Raw genomic sequence first — 18481 nt, forward strand, 5'->3', positions numbered from 1 at the left:
AAAAGTCTCTCCTTTAACAACCGGAAAATACCTAGGAGGATTAGGATGAAAGCATCTAGGCCAATTTTCATCGTCCCCCCTACGTATGAGCATCTACGATCAGAATCCGGATCAATCCCTAGCCAGAATCGAAGCCCTAGAAAAAGAATTGGCCACCCTCAAAGCCAATCACAATACCCTGGATATCCAAAATAAAATTCTGAAGGGTTTTATTTCCCTCACCAACGTTTCGGCGGGGAGGATGTTAATCAAAGCCACGTTGCAAAAAACCCTGGAAGCCTCCATCCGACAAACCGGAGCCCAGCTAGGCAGTCTTTTTTTGCTCGATGAGGATGGAAGAGTAACAGAAAGCATTTTGGCCCGGGGAGCGACGGATCAAACCCAGAAAAAAACCATTGTTGGCCAAGTACTGGATAAAGGTTTAGCGGGTTGGGTCAGGGAAAATAAAAGAACGGGATTAATCACCGATACTACCAAGGATTACCGTTGGCTAAAACTGCCGGACGAACCCTACAATGCCCTTTCTGCCCTGGGGGTTCCCATTGTCTGGGGAGAAGAATTGTTGGGCATTTTAACCCTAATGCATTCCCAAGCGGATCATTTCACCCCCGCTAGCGCCACCGCGATGGAGAAAACAGCGGAGTTGATTGCCCTTGTGTTGAATAACGCCCGCATTCAAACAAAACACAAACAGAATGAGACATTAATCCAACAGGAAGATGATCTATTAAATCAAGTTATTCATTGGTTTCCCAGCATTATTTTTGTTTTAGATAATCAGGGAGTATTACTCAAATGTGGCGGTAAATATCTAGCTCAAATTGGTCTGGATGCCAAAGAAAGTGTTGGTAAATCAATTTATTATTTGTTACCTGAAGCCAACGAATTAAAAAATTTGATCAGCCATGCCCTAGCCAATAACGTCATCGAATCAGTTAGTGTACAACTAGAAAGAAAAGACTACGGCACTTGGTTTTACGATGCTTGGTTTTCCCCTATTACCGATGGCCAAGGCCAAGTTGTTCATGTTGTTTGCATCCTTTTACCCGCTTAGATTTTTCATAAATGAACATGATCGAAATAGATGTTGATAGGTTTTGCCAATAATGAAAATCATGAGAAATACTCGGTTATTAAAAAAGTTATTTACTCCCAGAAAAATCAGCAATAGATCTAGTCAAACTAACAAAAAAATAGGGGACACAAAAGGAAAAATATATCTTAGTGTTGCTGTTTTTCTCCTCTGTCCCCTCACTCTCTGGGGCACCACCCAAAATTTTAATTTAGCTATGATGGCCCTGACTACTTTTGCCATAGCCTATCTGGGCAAAGGAATGCGTCGACCCAAACCGGGGGCCAAGGGCAATTAACCGATCGCCTTTTGGCTAGGAAAAGCTGGCATTGATAAACCTCAAGCATTTATACATAAAAAGTTACTTCTACCGTTTTATCTGGTAGATCTCGGGGATCTTCCCCTTTGGCGATCGCCGTACGGATAGATTCCACAAAAATATGGATGGTATCGGCGGGGGTATGATTGAAGTTAGAGCCATATTTTGCGATTACTTGTTGTTGCATAGCTAAAATTTTCAAATCCTGGGCAATAATTCGTTTGGCAGTCCACCAAATAAAAGGAATAGCAAAGTAGTTCCAATTACCGTAATTAAAAGCGATATCCGTATAAACTAAGGTAGATTGTTCTGTTTCTGGCACCGATTGGCTAGTAATAAATAAATGGCGCTGGGGGGAGAATTTATATTCCACCGAAGTGACATTGGGCATAATAAACTGGTCAGTATGAGTAATTTCATTACCCCGGGGATTGAGGAATCTACTCCACCAGCCCAAATTATTTTTTTCGTTATGATATTCGGCTTTAACTTCCCCTTGATGGCGACTAACAGTCATCTGTATAGCCTGCCTTTGGGCTGTACGAAAAATACCAGGATGTACTGAAGCTGTATGGGGAATGTCAATGAAATTTTCCACACAATTGGTCACACCGTTGGCAAATTGATGGATTAGCCTGATTCTATGCCAACCTTTTTCACCGTATCGAGGTAAAGCAAAAGGAGATTTACTGGGTTGCCCTAAACAAACATAAATCAGACCTTCTTGTTCCAAAATTCGGTAGCATTTAGTCTGTAAATTTTCCCTTGGTTTAAATTGCTGACCCTCTGACGGCACCGCAATTACTTTACCCCGCTGATCATAAACCCAACCGTGGTAAGGACAATGAAGGTTTCCCTGTTCAACTGAACCGCAGGAAAGACGACCATGGCGATGAACACAACGGTCTTGAACGGCGATCGCCAAACGATTTTGGGTGCGAAAAATAGCTAACCATTGCCCCAGAATTTGCCTAGCAATGATCTGACCCGGTTTTAATTGTTCACTGTGGGCCACCACATACCAGAAATCTTCAAATTGCATCGGTTTGATAAGGGCTAATGGCAATGTCTCCCGTTAACTCAATCTGACAGGCAAGCCTTGCTTGGGAATCCTGGGGGGCTAGAATTGCTAATAATTCCCTTTCTTCCGCTTTAGGCGGGGGAATTTCACCAATAACTTTCACCAAACAAGTGCCGCATAACCCTGTGCGACAACCAAATAAAATCGGTGAGTTCTCCACAGTTAAATATTCTGCTAGACAAGCATGGGCTTTTAATGATAGGCAGGAAAAAGTAGTTTTGGGAAAAGAAATTACGCAATTATTCATAATTTTTTAAGCTTCTGAACTTTACTGTGGGGCGCGCTGTGAAAGACCTCTGGCATAGCGTCAACGGCTGGGGAGATCAGACCTCTAGGTTAAATATCCCAAGGTGTTTAGCTGTTGCGAGCGATAATCTCCATACCCTACCAATGGTTGGACATTGGGGGAAAACCGCATATTTCTGTGGTGCTTCCTTCTACCCAAAGCCAACTAAATTCGCTAACATGAATGAGCCTTACTCTATGTAGATAATTGCAGGCGGTTAAACTTTATGAGCAATATTCAAGAAAAAATCGAACAGGAGCTAGCCAACGCTAGACAGGTTTGCAGCACTGATGAAGCTTCCCCGGCGGAGTGCGCCGCGGCCTGGGATGCGGTGGAAGAGCTAGAAGCGGAGGCCGCCCACCAACGCCAACAACACCCAACCCAAACCCCCCTAGAAAAATTCTGTGACGAAAACCCCGACGCCGCTGAGTGCCGCATTTACGACGACTAAGGGTTAATCTGGTTAACGGTTTGATCGTCATTGATGAGACTGACGATCGCCATCACTTCTGAAGCAGTGTTTTTGTTCAAAGCAGTGACAATTTCCTGGGGGTTGTTGCTGCTTTTTGCTGGGCCACTAGCATTGCCCTAGGGTCCTTCCAGCACTGCTGCTTCCACGTCTTGACGGCTGAGGGAATATTTGAAGCTTCGCACCACTTTCCGTTGCTGTTGGTGGGGAAAGTAGCAGACCACCAATTCTTCGGTATCCAAACTCAGTTCCGCATCCCAATCTCCTTGCTTGAGAAACCAACAATGGCGATCGCCACGATTCTGTTGACAGCCCAGGGTCATGAGCCAGCGTTCCAGTTGCGGTAGGGGATGATTGTAGAGGGGCGTTTCCGGAGCAGGGAGACTCATGGGCGATGGAAAAATAGAAAGATAATGGGAATAATTTTGATCGGTTGTTGGCTAAACTCGCCCAGTGTGAACTATCTAGGCCCGTTGGCAAGCAACAGAGTGCAGGCCTCCGGCTTCACTGAGAATCAGTTCTAATCTTTAATATGGTAGAGCATTGGCTAGGGTTGAAGAAACCAGTTGAAAACAGAGAGTAACGGTCATTACTTTATCCCGAGGGGAAAGCGCAAAAATCCAATAATTGCCGGTTGTGGTGGCTGGGGATCTCGATTTTGTTGGATACTATTGCCATGGCGGGAATTGACTTGCCAGTTTTGCAACGGTATTTGACTTAAATGCTTCCTAAAATTTCTTTGGCCGCGGTGGGATTAACAGTGGGGGGGATTCTCACCATCACAGGCTTTGTAGCCTACGCCCTGGATTATGCCACCCTCAATTTGGCTGGCTTTTTCTATGGTATTCCCCTGGTGTTGGGCGGATTGGCCCTTAAGGCGGCGGAGTTGAAACCAATTCCCTTCAGTCAACCGACCCCGGAAAAAATTGTCACCCTACGGAATCAACTGGCTACCCCCACCCAAAACCAAATTCGTAAGGATGTGACCCGTTACCGTTACGGCCAGGAAGCCCACTTAGACGAATCCCTGGAGCGACTGGGGTTGAGCCCCACCGATGAGGAACGGCCTGTGCTTACTAGCCTCTTGGAACAGCAGTGGGAAGGAAAATATGTGCTGACCCTAAGTTTTGATTCTCCCTTTATCAGCCTCGAAACCTGGCAAGGAAAACAGGAAAAAATTGCCAAGTTTTTTGGACCAGATCTGGAGGTTACTGTCAGTCAGCCCCAGGAAAAAGTGGTGCTAGTCAACCTAATTTCCCAATTAGCCCTCCCGTAATTTGTCCAGTACCGAACGATCTTTGAGGGTGGAAGTATCCCCAGAAATTTCCTGCCCCGATGCCAAACTCCGCAACAAACGACGCATTATTTTGCCTGAACGGGTTTTGGGTAACACATCGGTGAAACGGATCTCCGCTGGCCTGGCGATCGCCCCAATTTCTGCGGCAACGTGCTTGACCAAATCCTGTTTCAACTCTTCACTTAGTTCGGCATTACCTTCCAGGAACACAAAGGCGAAACTACTTAAAAGTCCTTCACTTCAATATTGCCGGAGATTCAGGGAGCAGAGCAGAACTTTGCCGACAGATTATTAGGTGGATAGAAACCTATTCCTGCTGTAGAAGTAGCTCACTGCTTTGGGCTTGATCGCCCTGGGTGGCGGTCATTCTTACCTGATACATGGTACCTGATTCCCCATTAACCTGGGGAATATAAACAATAAATTGTCCATTTTGATCTGCCCGCACAGTGGCTTGAAAAACATTCTGGGAAATATTCAGCATCCCCATCACGGTACGGAGGGCTTCCATTTTTACTTCCACATTGGCCCCGGGAAGGGTTTGACCGATCAAATTATCCGGCAAACGAATTACGTCGTTGTTGATAAAGTTGGTGATTTCCGGTCGCAAAGTGTAACCGATGTTACCAGAATTGCCGGAATTGTTTGGATCACCTGAGTTGTCAGGATTGATGGCGATCGCCCGGTTGAATTGGCGACTGACGGAATTTTGCCCGGAACGGCTGAAAGTAATCACCGGCCTAGCATTGATTTGGCGATCACCCCGACCAATGCGGTAAGTAGTTTCATAAATACCCGATTGAACCTCCTGCATTGTCAAAGAGCGATTCTGATTGAGCCCGTCTAATTCAAAACTGGCCGTGGCTCCTGGGGTGCCATAAACTCGAATCATCAAATCGTCCCCTTCCCGTAAAGGCTGGCGAGGATTACTGTTGGTTTCCATCCGGTCGATTACTAAACCACTTAGGGGCGGTGGAGTTGGGGCAGGGGTGACAGAGTTATTAAGACCAATATTAATGGGAGCAAAATTACCGTCCCCTAGCTTGACTAAGGTTTGGTAAACTAACCCCGCCACTTCTCCCCTAGTGGCCAAGTTATTGGGATTAATCTGGTTAGTATTGGGAAAATTAACAATGATCCCCGCATTGGCCGCCCTCGCCACACTATCCATGGCCCATTCCGGTACCGCTTGGCGATCGCCATAGGCATTTAAACCATCGGGGTTGGCATTGGTGTTATTCCCCAAAGCTTTGGACAAAATCACTAAAGCTTGGGCCCTGGTAATCCTTTCTTCTGGGCGAAAACTACCGTCGGGAAATCCCGTTACTAAGCCGGAATTACTAACCGCTAAAATTGCCGGGGCGGCCCAATAATTAGCCGGAACATCCCGAAAATTACGGGCACTATTGCCGGAAGGTAAATTAAAGGCCTTAACGGCGATCGCCGCAAACTGGGCCCTAGTAATTTCCCCATTGGGCTGGAAGGAGCCATCGGGAAAACCGCCGATGATACCCCGTTCCGCTAGATTTGTAACGTATTGACTACCCCAGTAACCCTGTAAATCCCCAAAGCTAGAAGACTGGGCCAAAACCCTAGGCATTATAGATATAAAGGTAAAAGCAATCAGACTAGGGCTAACCAAAGTGCGATTTAAGAAACTCATAATAGCCTATAAAAAAATTGAATTAGATATTTGAAAGACAAATTAGTCGTAACTTCCCATTAATCAATGATTAATTTAGCCAAAATTTACCCAATTTGAGTTCGGGTTAAGGACTCTTTGTAAACCGACTGAACAAGCGAATAGAAATTGAAGCACCTCCGACTGAGGCTACCTAGAAAAAATCAACACACTATAAGGGCCAATGGATACCAATCCATGCCAAGGAAAACCGTCGTACTCTCCAGGTTCTCCCCTAGTATCTGTGCTTAAAAAATCACCAAAGGCATCACTATATCCCTGCCAATCACTGTTAAAACGTAACGGCCAAAATCCTTCGGCCGGTAAGCCTAGGGTGTAGTTATAGTGGGGCTGATTGGAAAAATTAGCCACCACCACCACATCGTCATTGATACCCCCTTGCTCCCAACGGTGAAAAGCAATCATATTCTTGGCTTCATTGAGGTGATAAACCTGGGTAAATTGCCCACAAAGGCCTTTGCTAAAACCGCCTAAATTACGCCGCAAACTAATTAAATCTCGATCAAGTCGCACAATGCCATGGAATTCATCCCGTTGCTCCCAATCCACCGGCACTGTATCCCGAAACCAACCCGCTTCCAAAAATTCCTGGCCCTGGAACAACATGGGAATCCCTGGGGCCGTAAAGATCATTGCCGCCGCTAGGGTAGAACGCTTTTGGGCATACCAATCTTTTGGATCTTCGGGACTAATTTCCTGGGGAACTCGGGATTGGCCATTGGCAACTTCATCGTGGGATTCGCTGTAAATCACTCGACCAAACGCATCATCGTTATAACGGTAGTTGATGGCATCCCGAACAGCGGCCAAGGAACGATCTTCATCCGCCGTAGTGATTACAGCCCGTCGAATGGGATGAACAAACATAGCGTCCCATTGACAACTAAATCCTGCTCCCCCAGCTCCAATATCTTTAGTTATCCATTCATTACTTTGCAAGTCTTCAGCAATGGTGATTTTACCGGGAAACTGTCGGCTAACTTCCTCATTAACCCATTGTAAAAGAGTCCAGCCATCGGATAAATTTTGGTCTTCAAAACCATTGACGGTGCGAATAAATTGGGTGCAATCAAAACGTAAGCCATCAATGTGGTACTCATCCAACCACATCAACACGTTGTCAATAATATATTGCCGCACTTCCCCCCGGCCATAATCCGGTCTGGTGTCCCCCCAAGGAGTACTGGCCCGGTCATCATTGTAAAAATAGATCCCCCCCCGATCGCCTTCGGACCAACCATCAAATTGCCAAAGGTCTAAATCACTTGGGCCGAGGTGATTGTAAACCACATCTAAAATAACGGCGATGCCATGGCCATGGGCTTGCTTAATAAATTGCTTAAAAGCTAAAGGGCCGCCATAGCTACTTTCCACAGAAAAAATATGGGAAGGATTATAGCCCCAGGAAATCTCCCCAGCAAACTCACCAATGGGCATGATCTGAATGGCATTAACACCAAGTTTTTTCAAGTAATTAAGTCGAGCAGAAATAGAGGAAAATTCCCCTGCAGAATCCCCTTTATTGTCATCATTAAAAGTACCCACATGTAACTCATAAATGACCAAGTCATTCCAGGAAGCTATGGCAAAATCATCCCCCTGCCAATCAAAGCTAGGATCATGGACAATGGCATTACCCACGGAATTGGTTACTTCCCTGGCATAGGGGTCAATGCGTTTGAGTATTCCGTTAGGAGTTGCAATTAAATATTTATACTCATCCCCCGCTTTAGCTTTGGGCACATCAAGATACCAAAAACCATTTTCCTCCGCCGTCATAGGCTGTCCCTGGTCATCCCAATTGTTAAAGGAACCAGTAACGGTAACGGAATCAGCGTGGGGAGCCCAGAGCCGAAAAGCAACACCATTGGGATGTAAAATTGATCCCATTCCTTTGATTTTTTTGGTCGTATTCATGGTCTAATGCTCAACATTCAAGATTCATAATTGATTAATCAACAATTATGAATAATCAACTAACTTCAGATACAATCCACATCAAACTAAAGAAAATAGCGATCGCCCCTAAACCTAAGAGAATTAAAATCTCCGGGGTTGGCTGATGAACGGGACTTATGGCGGGTTCTACGGCGTAGTTATCGAGAACACCTTGCTCGTCTTGGACATAGCCAGAGGGTAAATTAGGATCAACGGTTACTGCCAATGGTGTTTCGGCGGGAATTAACTCCTTGTCGCCGCTGTGGTGGGATACTTTGCTCGTAAGGGACATATTCAACGCTCCTGATTAATTTTAAGATTTTAAACTAAAGAAAATATGAAAATATAAGGAAAATTGATTTTATCATTTATCAGCCAAGTCTTTTTTTGATGAATAAATTATAAATAATGCCGATCAAGACTAGGATCAGAAGTAAATGAATTAAACTTCCGCCAATGTTGATGGAGAATCCCAACAACCAAAGAATAAAGAGAATAATAACAGCCGTCCAAACCATGTCTAACATATTAGCCTCTAAAGATGATCAGTGAAAATAAAATCTATTTTGTTTATGACGTAAGGCATTGTAGATGATTTCTTGTTTATAGCCGCTAAATACACCAAGGGTTGATTTTTTGTCAATTAAGGTTTGACAGTATCGTTTAGGAGAAAATGTCATAAAAGTTATGGCTTAAGATGATTAATCAAGGGAATTCAATCAATACTTAGGATTTCATGAAAGATATTAATTAAGATTCCCTTAGTTGGTGGCGACATTTCCTAAATCAAGATTTGCCTATTTAGCAAAGATTAGCGGAACATATCTTTGACATCTTCAACTAAATTGCGAGCTTGGCTTTCCGTTTGTTTAGCTTGGCCCATAATTTTGTCTTGGGAGTTATCGGTTATATTGCCCTTCATTTCCTGGGCTTTACCCTCAAGATTTTTGGCAATAGCTTTAGCTCGGCCTTTTAATTCCGTACTTTCTTTGACATCCTCAGCGGCATTCATTGCTTGGCTTTGCACCTGTTTGGCCTTACCCATCATTTGATTTTTCGGATCGCCAGTGAGATTACCGATCGCCTCCTGGGTTTTGCCTTCCACATCTTTGGACATGGCATTGATGCGATTCATAGTGGCAATCTGGGGTTGGGTAGAGTTGATTAATTCGGTAATGGGCATGGTAGCCCAAGATTTTTCGGCACCAAAACTAAAGGTAACAGTAACTAACAAAATGACGGTCAAGGTTAACCGATAGTAAAAGCGACGTAATTGTTGCAAAGAAAACATGGAAAACTCCAAAATAATATTGAAATAATTGATCGAGTCTTAAAATTCGTTAGACTTTAGCCAAAATGGCTAAAATTGACCGTTAAAACTGGCAATGGGGCGATTACTAGTGGTGGTGATGACTGTTGTTACAGTACGGCTGGGGGCGTTGTAAATGTACCAATTATTAATGCCATGTTTATTGAAGATAGATTCAGCAAAAACAATGTCAGAACTGGTACCTTCTACCATGACCAAATAGTTGCCTTCGCTAATTTGATTACTATAAATTTCGGCCCGGTCTTCAGGAATACCAACCCCCACCAAGGCTCCCGCTAATCCCCCCGCAATGGTACCCAGTACTCCCCCAGAAACCATGCCGGCGATCGCCATTGCTGAAGTTCCCGCTAGTATCAGCGGCCCTACACCAGGGATAATCAAACCCCCCAAACCCACCAGCAAACCAGCAAATCCCCCCACCGTCACTCCGGCGATCGCCCCATCCATTGCTTTTTCTCCCGCTTGATTATTTTGGGGATCCAAACTACCAATACTGCCCAAACGATTACTGGTATTGGCTCCAGCCATTTCAGTTTGTTGATGGATATCCAAACCAACCACCGAAACCTGCCCCATGGCAAAATTGTTTAGTCGTAATTCCTGCAAAGCGGCTTCGGTAATTTCGTAACTAGAAAAAGTACCAATTGCATGCTGTACTGACATAATTATTTCTCTCTGATATAAGGGAAAAACAATCATCAAGAAATAGGCTTCTCGATGATTAACCATACTTATTTATGGCATTCTTAAATGACAATCAACTTAGGACTTTAAGGGGTGTGAAAAGCAGTTAATTAATCAATGGCCTTTTTGACTGCATCTTTAGTGTCTTCAACGGCATGGCGAACACTAGCTTCTGCTTGTTTAGCCTTACCTTCTATTTGATCTTTTTTATCTCCAGTTAAATTACCAAGGCCTTCTTGGACTTTACCTTCAATATTTTTAGCAGTGGCTTTAGCTTTATCTTCTAAACTCATGGTGCGCTCCTGAAATTGAGTAAAAATGGTTGAAAAAATGCCTTACCTGGATTTGGCTAGCATTTTCTTCTAATATCCTGACTTTAAACCGCATATGGTTGATTTTCAGATTGATTTGATTGAATACGATAAAAATGTCAAATCAAACAATCTGTCTGTCAAAGTTGGTTTAATTAAAGTTTGCCCATAGCTTTGCTTAATCTTTTAAATGGCAAACTAATTAGCAGACATTTTCGAGTTAACTTTTACGTCAATGGTTTTAACCCCTTCCATGGAGCGCAGTAAGGGCTGGATTTGGGATAGCTGTTCTGGATTAGCTACCGTGCCGCTTACTTTGACATTGCCTTGGCTAACATTAACTGACAACTGATTACCAGAAAATTGTTGATTAAATTCCAGGACAATTTCATCTTTTAGTTGACTGTCGGTTTTAGCCAGGTTGGCCGCCTGGGCATTGGATGGTGGTTGTACCGGAGCCATGGGGGCAATGGCTGGCGACTGGGGAGGGATCGGGGCGATCGCCGGGGCTGGAGTTGGTTGAACCGGAGCTTTAACGGGAGCAGCGGTGATTTTAGTGGGTTGGGCTACTGCCGCTTTTGGCGGGGCTTTGGCCGGGGCGGCGGAGGTAGGGGCTGGAGCTTCGGTTTTAACCGTAATATTGACATCCCGGGGTTTAGATTCCACAGACTGGGCAGGATTAATATTAGTAATGGGGTTTTCTTCCACCACAGTTGGAGAATTATTTGGCTCTAGACCTGGGTTAGTTTTATCGGTATCGGTTTGATAAATGGGGGTAGTTATCACCGTTACAGGATCGGGACTATTGGCTTGGAATAGATAGTAAGCCATGGCACCGGATATACCCACAACCCCAGCAATAATTAAACCTACTAATAGGCTCCTAGAGACCTGTCTGTCCGCAACTTCTTCCCGCTTTAACTGCTCATTTTGACTGTTCTCCGCCACCAAAACCCCATTGGCATAACCACTTTCATAGGAGCTGGTTTGGGCATTGGAATTTTTAGCTTCAATGTGAATATTGCCTGAGGAGTCTCGATATTCCATTTGTGTAATGCCCTGGGCATCTCGATATTCCCGCTGAACAACCCAGCTAGACCTATCATTGGATTTAGAGTTAACCATTTTGTTTACTATTGACTATATTTGACTCCGTTAATCATGACACCCGCCTGTGTGAAATCATGTTTCTTAAAGAGGTTGATTTGTTTGAATAGCTAAATTGTTAATAAAATTCACATAACTATTAATTATATTAAGTATCCAGTAATTCGCGATCTTCCATTTCTTTTTCCGATACCACCATCGTCGCTTCAATTTCTTCTCGAATGGCAGGGGTTACTTCACCGTCACTGTTTAAGCAATCAATCAATAGTTGATTGGCTTCATAATATTTCTCTAAAATTATTTCCTGTTCCGGGGTAAAGTGCCATTGTTGGTTAACATTGCGGAAGTCGGCGATCGCCTTTTTCAATTGTTCTAGCCATTCCACATAATGGGTTTCCCACCATTTATCTAAATGTTCTCGACTATGGGTATCTGGGGGAATTTGCTCCCGTAACTGTTGCAAGGATTTATAAAAGCCTGCGTCCAAAACCATTAACAACACATTACTCAGGGCTAAATGACAAACCTGAGTTTGGGCAATTTTTTGGCTTTTATCAGTGGTACATTCTAAAACTAAATTTTCCAATGCTGCATCCAAGAACAGTTCCTGGTCTAAAGTGCAAGCCAAAGTAAAATGGGCTGTGGCCTGGGGGGATTTTGCTAGGGCTAAATAAAAATCTCTTTTGGTAACAAGTTTAGGTTCATCAGCAGTTTCTGGAGATTTTTGATCACCCCATTTTAAAAAATCCTGTAAATATGGATCTTCCGCCACCAAATCATCAATCTCCTGTTTCATTAACTGCACCAAAGAGTCGGCACTCCTCAACATATCCATAGTCAACAAAAATACTTCCCGCCAATGGCGATCGGTCACATGGCTAACTAAACCTTCTAAGGATTTTTCTAAGGCCCGCAAATTATAATCCGCCACAATTGTTCGAGCCGTTAAATATTCCTGAAAAGCCAACGAGGAAAAAGAAAAAATTCCCCTAGCCCGTTCGATTAATAGACCATGCTGGGCTTCAATGGCTTTTAACATGGCTTCGCTTTCCACCTCTAATTCCTCTGGTTCCAGATTATTTCCCGGTAAAGCTCGTAAATAATCACTAATGTAATGCTCGACTACAGTTTGTTCAAAGAAATATTTCTCTTGCTCAAAGGTAACGGAAGCCAATTTACCCAATAATTTGATTTTATGGGGCAATGAAAAACCTTGATAAATTTCATCCCTAGCTACACCTTTGGTTTTATCCCATTTTCCTAAAAGTAAATCTATGCCTTGTTTATAAAACTCCGTCCGCTTCAGAGGAAATTTACCTTGACTTTGGAAAACCCAACAGGCTAGATGTAAAAATAAAGGGCTAACTACTAATTGCCGAAACTGCCAGTTTTCCGGTAAGTTTAGTTTTTTAATAAATTCGTCCGCTTGATTTTTTCCCGTCCTTGAGTCATTTTCCGTAAGGGCCATAAACCATTTTTGAGCAAAAGTTGCTATTTGGGTTTGGGTGAAAGGGGTAATTTCTACATCGGTAAAACTGTGCAATTGCAACTCTTGGGCGGCGGTGCGACAGGACACCACAAAGCGATTCTTATAATATTGCTCACAAAACTTACGAATTTCTTTTAACACGTCGAAAATATCATCTTCCAACACTTCATCCAAACCATCGAATAACAGTAACAGCCTTCCTTCCTTCAACAGTTTTTTTAGAATTGAGCTATTAGTTATGCCTCCCCTATGGAATTTGTGGCCAATGTAATAGGTTAGACTAAATTTATCTCTCTCCCTAGAATTCTCTGCAAATTCCTTTAGAAAAATAAATACGGGTATCAAGTGGGGCGCAAATTCTCCTTGATTACATTGGATGGCTAAATGTTTTAAAAAAGTTGTTTTCCCCACCCCTGGACGACCCAATACCTTAAGTTTAGTTTGGGTTTTCGCCAATTCCATGCCAGAAATGGATTGTTGCTCTCCATTCCCTAATCCCACTTGATCAAAGTTTTTACGATCAAGATTTTTCAGGTCAGCGATCGCCAAATATTGTTGACTAGTAATTTTCTTTAAAATATTGACATCAATATAAATGTCATTAATATTGACAGGGTGACTAATATCTAAAAGTTGTAAAATTCCACATTGATTGGCAACGGTTTCCCGCAATTGGGCACGGGTTTGTTCCACCAAGATTTCAATATCAAGGGTAACAGGTGAACTTTTTTCCCCGGGTATAGGAAATTCCGCTGGGGGATTATGGGCAATTTCCCGCCATTCCAAACCTAAAATTGAACAGAGTTCCATAAATATTTGGCGATCAACCGGTTGCCCAGTGAAAAAACGCCATACTGGCTGACGGGTTTTCAGATTAACTTCGGCCGCTAAATTCTCTTGGGTCCAACCTTTGAGCGCAAAAGATCTTTTCGCCTGTTGAATGCCAGAAGGGGAAGCCTGGAGTGATCGTTTGACCATAGGTCGAAAAAGCCCCGCGAGAACCAAGCGTTATGGTTTATTTAGTTGCACAAAATTAACAAAACCTGGAAGAATCAACCTAATATTTTTGCTAAAAATATTTCCTAGGAGAAAAGCCATTTTTTGTCAAAAAGTCCGACTATTCTAAGTTCGCTTGTCTAATATACTCAAGAATTATCAAACTGTCTAGCCGCAATCGTACATAACTTGACGGATTCGTAAAAAGTTATTAATTTCCTGAATAAATCCCTTGGCAATTAGGTTTTCTAGGATGGGATAGACGAGCCAAAATGGATATGAACGCTAATTTTAATTTCCACTTTTTGTAACCCGTTCCCCTCGGTAAGCCCCCACAGCGGTTTCGACCCGTTCATTGGCCTCATCTAATCCCTGGAGCGACTGGGCCCCTGAGCCCCACCGATGAGGAACGGCCTGTGCTTACTAGCCTCTTGGAACAGCAGTGGGAAGGAAAATATGTGCTGACCTTAAGTTTTGATTCTCCCTTTATTAGCCTCGAAACCTGGCAAGAAAAACAGGAAAAAATTGCCAAGTTTTTCGGCCCAGACCTGGAGGTTAACATCAGTCAGCCCCAGGAAAAAGTGGTGCTGATCAACCTAATTTCCCAATTAGCCCTCCCGTAATTTATCCAGTACCGAACGATCTTCCAGGGTAGAAGTATCCCCAGAAATTTCCTGCCCCGATGCTAAACTCCGCAACAAACGACGCATTATTTTGCCCGAACGGGTTTTGGGTAACACATCGGTGAAACGGATCTCCGCTGGCCTGGCGATCGCCCCAATTTCTGCGGTGACGTGCTTGATCAAATCTTGTTTCAACTCTTCACTGGGTTCGGCGTTACCTTCTAGGGACACAAAGGCGAAAATTGCCTCTCCGGTCAATTCATCGGGGCGACCCACCACCGCCGCTTCCGCCACTAGAGGATGGGAAACCAAAGCGGATTCGATTTCCATGGTGCCTAAACGGTGACCGGAAACGTTAATCACATCATCCACCCGACCCATCACCCAAAAATAACCATCCTTATCCCGGCGGGCCCCATCTCCGGCAAAGTAGAAATACTGCTTTCCCTTTGGTTGAATATGTTCCCAATAGGTATGGCGGAAACGATTGGTGTCGCCGTACACGTCCCGGATCATGCTAGGCCAAGGTTGTTTAATGACTAAAAAGCCCCCCTGGTCTGACCCGACGGGGTTCCCCTCCAGGTCTACAATATCGGCCACAATGCCTGGGAAGGGTCGAGTGCAAGAACCCGGTTTGGTGGGGATAGCTCCTGGTAAGGGGGTGAGCATAATGCCGCCGGTTTCCGTTTGCCACCAGGTGTCGACAATGGGACATTTACCGCCGCCAATGACCCGCTGATACCACATCCAAGCTTCGGGATTGATCGGTTCCCCCACAGTGCCCAGTAAACGGAGAGATGATAAATCCCTAGCGTTGGGGATTGCTTCCCCCATGCGAATAAATGCTCGGATAGCAGTGGGAGCAGTGTAGAAAATATTCACCCCATATTTTTCAATTACGTCCCAAAAACAACCGGGATTGGAGGGACGGGGCACTCCTTCATACATTACCGTGGTGGCCCCGTTGGAGAGGGGCCCATAGACAATGTAGCTATGGCCGGTAATCCAACCCACATCGGCAGTACACCAATAAACGTCCGTATCTTTGAGGTCAAAGATCCATTTGGTGGTCATGTGGGTGTAAAGGTTGTAGCCCCCCGTGGTGTGGACTACCCCTTTCGGCTTTCCCGTACTGCCGGAAGTATAGAGAATGAACAGCATATCTTCACTTTCCATCGGCTCCGCTGGGCAATGGGCTGATTGTTGCGGCTTTAGCTCATGCCACCAATGGTCCCGCCCGCCTGTCATGGTCACATCGGCCTTTGTCCTTTGCACCACAATCACGTTTTCTACGCTGGGGGCACCGTGTTCCAGGGCCTTATCCACTTCTTGTTTGAGGGCGATCGCCTTATCTTTTCGGAAACCACCGTCGGCAGTGATGACCAATTTAGCTTCCGCATCCACTAACCGATCCCGCAGAGCTTCCGCACTAAATCCACCAAAGACCACGCTATGGGGCGCACCGATACGAGCACAGGCCAACATGGCGATCGCCGCTTCGGGAATCATGGGTAGATAAATGGCCACCCGATCGCCTTTTTGCACCCCCAAACTTTTCAGAGCATTGGCAAACTGACAAACTTCCCGATGTAGTTCCCCATAGGTAATTACCCGGGAATCCCCCGGTTCCCCCTCCCAAATAATGGCTGCCTTATTACGCCGCCAGGTAGTTAAGTGCCGATCCAAACAGTTATGGGAAATATTTAACTGACCCCCCACAAACCATTTCGCAAAGGGAGGTTGCCAATCCAAAACCCGGTCCCATTTTTTAAACCAATGTAATTCCTGCTCCGCTAGCTCGCCCCAAAACTTCTCCGGATTGCTTGCCGCCCGGCTGTAAAGTTGCTCATACTCCCGCCCACTACGCACATAGGCCCGTTCACTAAACTCGGTGGGGGGATTAAAGAGTCGTTCTTCCTGCAGGATGGATTCAATGGTATCTGACATGGTTCTCCGTCAAAGTCTTTAATGGCTTGGGCCCAACGTTGATGATTGTCGCAAAAATTTTTGCCCTTTCTCCGGATTTGTAACTTTTTGTATTTCTTTGCCTCTGCTGTTTACCCTGGGGGCGGCCTAGGATAGAAGAAGGAAACCAGTATTGATCAGAGGTGGTTGGACAGTGGGGAAGAAAGATTAAGAAAACATCAGACCGTTCATACACGGCCCATCAGTCCATAGCTCATCTACTCGGAGGATTAACCCATGGAACGGAAACACCTACTCACAGCGATCGCCATCCTTGGTCTTGTGGCCAGTTTTACCCCCGGCGCCAACGCCCAATTTCGTAACTACAATCGCTACAGCAATTACAACAACTACAATAACCCTGGCGATCGGATTGGTACCCCAGGCTTTAGCCAGCCGATTTTTATGCCCAATCGCAAGAATAGCTATCCTAGCGGTTACTACAAAGACTACAACCGCAATTACCGGGGCAACGACGAATTAACCATCATCAATGGAGGCAACAACTGCATTAACTGTCGGGTGGACGGTTGGGGTCGCCGGGGCAATAATAGCAATAATAATTGGCACCATCAACGCCATGGCCAGGATTATTTCTACTACTAATATTCCCGTTGGTTATTGGCAAAAAAAACCCTGCCCAACTTCAATGAAGTCAACAGGGAAATGAATACTTCTGAAAAAGTTTAAAGGTTAGAGCCCGTTTTACAAGCTACGATCCACCTCCCAAATACCCTCACTAAAGCTCTAGCAAGTTGGGGGCATTTCAAACAAGTTCCTACGGGCAGTTTGTTCAAAGTGTTACTCAGGCCTTGTTGGGCAACGCCGTCTCCGGTGGTAACTTGATGTCTTTAGCTAAGCCTAGGAATGACAAGGCCTTGATGGTCATCCAAGTTAAATCCACTTCCCACCATTGCAAACCATGGCGAGCGGAGTACTGATAAGCATGGTGATTATTGTGCCAACCTTCACCGAAAGTTAACAATGCTACCCACCAACAATTGCGGGAATAATCATTGGACTCGTGGCTGACGTAACCAAATTTGTGCGTTGCACTGTTGACAAACCAAGTGAAGTGGAAAACAAACACGAGGCGGACAAAAATGCCCCAAATAACGAAGGGCCAGCCCCCCAAAGCAAATAAGATCAAGCCTAGGGCGACCTGGATAAGAATTAGATTATTCTGGCAAAACTGATAAAACCTATCGTCTTGGATATCCTTTGTGTAGCGGGGAATATCTTGCTTAGCGGGAATTTCAAACATCATCCAGCCGATGTGACTCCACCAAAAACCTTTGTTGGAATCGTGGGGATCCGGGGCAGTGTCAGAAAACTTGTGGTGCATACGGTGTAAACCAACCCACTCAAATACTCCCCCCTGACAGGCTAGGGTGCCACAGAGAACTAGCACGTACTCCAGCCATTTTGGAGTGGTAAAACTGCGGTGGGAAATGCAACGGTGAAAACCCAAGGTGATGCCAACGCCACCGGTAATGACATAGAGCAAGAAAGCTACCCCCACTGCTTTCCAGCTAAAAAATTGGGGCAGGAAAGCCAACAGGGCCACCAGGTGAATAGAGGTGAAGAAAAAGATCACAGTCCAAGCTGGAGTCAACTTGGGATTGGAATCGTTGGGAAGAGCAGCAGTCATGAAAAAAACCTAACGAAAAAACGGAATAATTGGCGCTTGCTAGAAACGATTAAACTATTGTAAAAAAGTTTGCTTAAATATAGTTATTCAATGTTTAATGGGTTTAACATCGCCGGGGTTCCCCAATCTTTAGAAGATAATCACGTTGATAATTATCCTTA

Annotated in this window: 19 protein-coding genes and 2 pseudogenes; 6 read left to right on the forward strand and 15 right to left on the reverse strand. The window is 44.6% G+C overall.

Annotation, left to right across the window (positions count from 1 at the left end; genetic code table 11):
* Positions 1–85: 85 nt before the first annotated feature.
* Both D082_RS07315 and D082_RS07320 read left to right on the forward strand, forming a co-directional pair.
* Positions 86–1054, forward strand: a complete 969-nt coding sequence (locus D082_RS07315) for a GAF domain-containing protein (RefSeq protein WP_028948587.1) — start codon at positions 86–88, stop codon at positions 1052–1054.
* Positions 1055–1106: 52 nt separating this feature from the next.
* Positions 1107–1370, forward strand: a complete 264-nt coding sequence (locus tag D082_RS07320; protein WP_238546878.1) for a hypothetical protein — start codon at positions 1107–1109, stop codon at positions 1368–1370.
* A gap of 49 nt (positions 1371–1419) precedes the next feature.
* On the opposite strand, the gene D082_RS07325 is transcribed toward D082_RS07320, so the two are convergent.
* Both D082_RS07325 and D082_RS07330 read right to left on the reverse strand, forming a co-directional pair.
* Complete coding sequence (locus D082_RS07325; protein WP_028948589.1) at positions 1420–2433, reverse strand: aromatic ring-hydroxylating dioxygenase subunit alpha; 1014 nt, start codon at positions 2431–2433, stop codon at positions 1420–1422.
* Positions 2423–2719 carry a 2Fe-2S iron-sulfur cluster-binding protein gene (locus D082_RS07330; protein ID WP_028948590.1) on the reverse strand — a complete coding sequence of 99 codons (297 nt, stop codon included), beginning with the start codon at positions 2717–2719 and terminating at the stop codon, positions 2423–2425. Before D082_RS07330 ends, D082_RS07325 begins: the two co-directional genes overlap by 11 nt.
* Positions 2720–2984: 265 nt before the next feature.
* On the opposite strand from D082_RS07330, the gene D082_RS07335 reads away from it, so the two are divergent.
* Complete coding sequence (locus D082_RS07335; RefSeq protein ID WP_028948591.1) at positions 2985–3209, forward strand: Calvin cycle protein CP12; 225 nt, start codon at positions 2985–2987, stop codon at positions 3207–3209.
* Between the two features lie 137 nt (positions 3210–3346).
* On the opposite strand, the gene D082_RS07340 is transcribed toward D082_RS07335, so the two are convergent.
* Positions 3347–3616, reverse strand: a complete 270-nt coding sequence (locus D082_RS07340) for a DUF3143 domain-containing protein (RefSeq protein WP_028948592.1) — start codon at positions 3614–3616, stop codon at positions 3347–3349.
* A gap of 332 nt (positions 3617–3948) precedes the next feature.
* Here D082_RS07340 and D082_RS07345 point away from each other — a divergent pair, with 332 nt between their 5' ends.
* Positions 3949–4503 carry a DUF2854 domain-containing protein gene (locus tag D082_RS07345; RefSeq protein ID WP_028948593.1) on the forward strand — a complete coding sequence of 185 codons (555 nt, stop codon included), beginning with the start codon at positions 3949–3951 and terminating at the stop codon, positions 4501–4503.
* Here the strand turns inward: D082_RS07345 and D082_RS07350 are convergent.
* From D082_RS07350 to D082_RS07390, 10 genes and pseudogenes are all read right to left on the reverse strand, one after another.
* Positions 4489–4743: pseudogene (locus D082_RS07350) on the reverse strand (acetyl-coenzyme A synthetase); the annotation flags it as partial. The gene D082_RS07345 and the pseudogene D082_RS07350 overlap by 15 nt on opposite strands.
* Before the next feature lie 88 nt (positions 4744–4831).
* Complete coding sequence (locus tag D082_RS17350; RefSeq protein WP_158506500.1) at positions 4832–6124, reverse strand: S-layer homology domain-containing protein; 1293 nt, start codon at positions 6122–6124, stop codon at positions 4832–4834.
* Positions 6125–6355: 231 nt separating this feature from the next.
* Positions 6356–8143 carry an alpha-amylase family glycosyl hydrolase gene (locus D082_RS07360; protein ID WP_028948595.1) on the reverse strand — a complete coding sequence of 596 codons (1788 nt, stop codon included), beginning with the start codon at positions 8141–8143 and terminating at the stop codon, positions 6356–6358.
* A 55-nt stretch (positions 8144–8198) separates the two neighbouring features.
* On the reverse strand, positions 8199–8456 hold the full coding sequence (locus tag D082_RS07365; RefSeq protein ID WP_051738760.1) for a hypothetical protein: 258 nt from the start codon (positions 8454–8456) through the stop codon (positions 8199–8201).
* Between the two features lie 79 nt (positions 8457–8535).
* On the reverse strand, positions 8536–8691 hold the full coding sequence (locus D082_RS18305; protein ID WP_144428723.1) for a lmo0937 family membrane protein: 156 nt from the start codon (positions 8689–8691) through the stop codon (positions 8536–8538).
* 284 nt (positions 8692–8975) lie between these two features.
* Positions 8976–9455, reverse strand: a complete 480-nt coding sequence (locus D082_RS07370; protein ID WP_028948597.1) for a CsbD family protein — start codon at positions 9453–9455, stop codon at positions 8976–8978.
* Positions 9456–9524: 69 nt separating this feature from the next.
* Positions 9525–10157, reverse strand: a complete 633-nt coding sequence (locus D082_RS07375) for a hypothetical protein (RefSeq protein ID WP_028948598.1) — start codon at positions 10155–10157, stop codon at positions 9525–9527.
* Positions 10158–10288: 131 nt separating this feature from the next.
* Complete coding sequence (locus D082_RS07380; protein ID WP_028948599.1) at positions 10289–10471, reverse strand: CsbD family protein; 183 nt, start codon at positions 10469–10471, stop codon at positions 10289–10291.
* Positions 10472–10687: 216 nt separating this feature from the next.
* Positions 10688–11614 (reverse strand): BON domain-containing protein, encoded by a 927-nt coding sequence (locus D082_RS07385; protein WP_028948600.1) that lies wholly within the window; start codon positions 11612–11614, stop codon positions 10688–10690.
* Positions 11615–11744: 130 nt separating this feature from the next.
* Positions 11745–14063 carry an NACHT domain-containing NTPase gene (locus D082_RS07390; protein ID WP_028948601.1) on the reverse strand — a complete coding sequence of 773 codons (2319 nt, stop codon included), beginning with the start codon at positions 14061–14063 and terminating at the stop codon, positions 11745–11747.
* Between the two features lie 387 nt (positions 14064–14450).
* Here D082_RS07390 and D082_RS07395 point away from each other — a divergent pair.
* A pseudogene (locus D082_RS07395) lies at positions 14451–14704 on the forward strand (DUF2854 domain-containing protein); the annotation flags it as partial.
* Here the strand turns inward: D082_RS07395 and acs are convergent.
* Positions 14690–16651 (reverse strand): acetate--CoA ligase, encoded by a 1962-nt coding sequence (gene acs, locus D082_RS07400; RefSeq protein WP_028948603.1) that lies wholly within the window; start codon positions 16649–16651, stop codon positions 14690–14692. The pseudogene D082_RS07395 and the gene acs sit on opposite strands and share 15 nt — an antisense overlap.
* A 255-nt stretch (positions 16652–16906) precedes the next feature.
* On the opposite strand from acs, the gene D082_RS07405 reads away from it, so the two are divergent.
* Entirely contained in the window at positions 16907–17275 is a 369-nt protein-coding gene (locus D082_RS07405) for a hypothetical protein (protein WP_028948604.1), read from the forward strand.
* A 199-nt stretch (positions 17276–17474) separates the two neighbouring features.
* Here D082_RS07405 and D082_RS07410 read toward each other — a convergent pair whose 3' ends face one another.
* Positions 17475–18320: an acyl-CoA desaturase gene (locus tag D082_RS07410; protein WP_028948605.1), complete on the reverse strand. Its 846-nt coding sequence runs from the start codon at positions 18318–18320 to the stop codon at positions 17475–17477.
* Positions 18321–18481 lie beyond the last annotated feature (161 nt).

The organism is Synechocystis sp. PCC 6714 (assembly GCF_000478825.2).
In the GTDB taxonomy this organism is placed as follows: Bacteria; Cyanobacteriota; Cyanobacteriia; order Cyanobacteriales; family Microcystaceae; genus Synechocystis.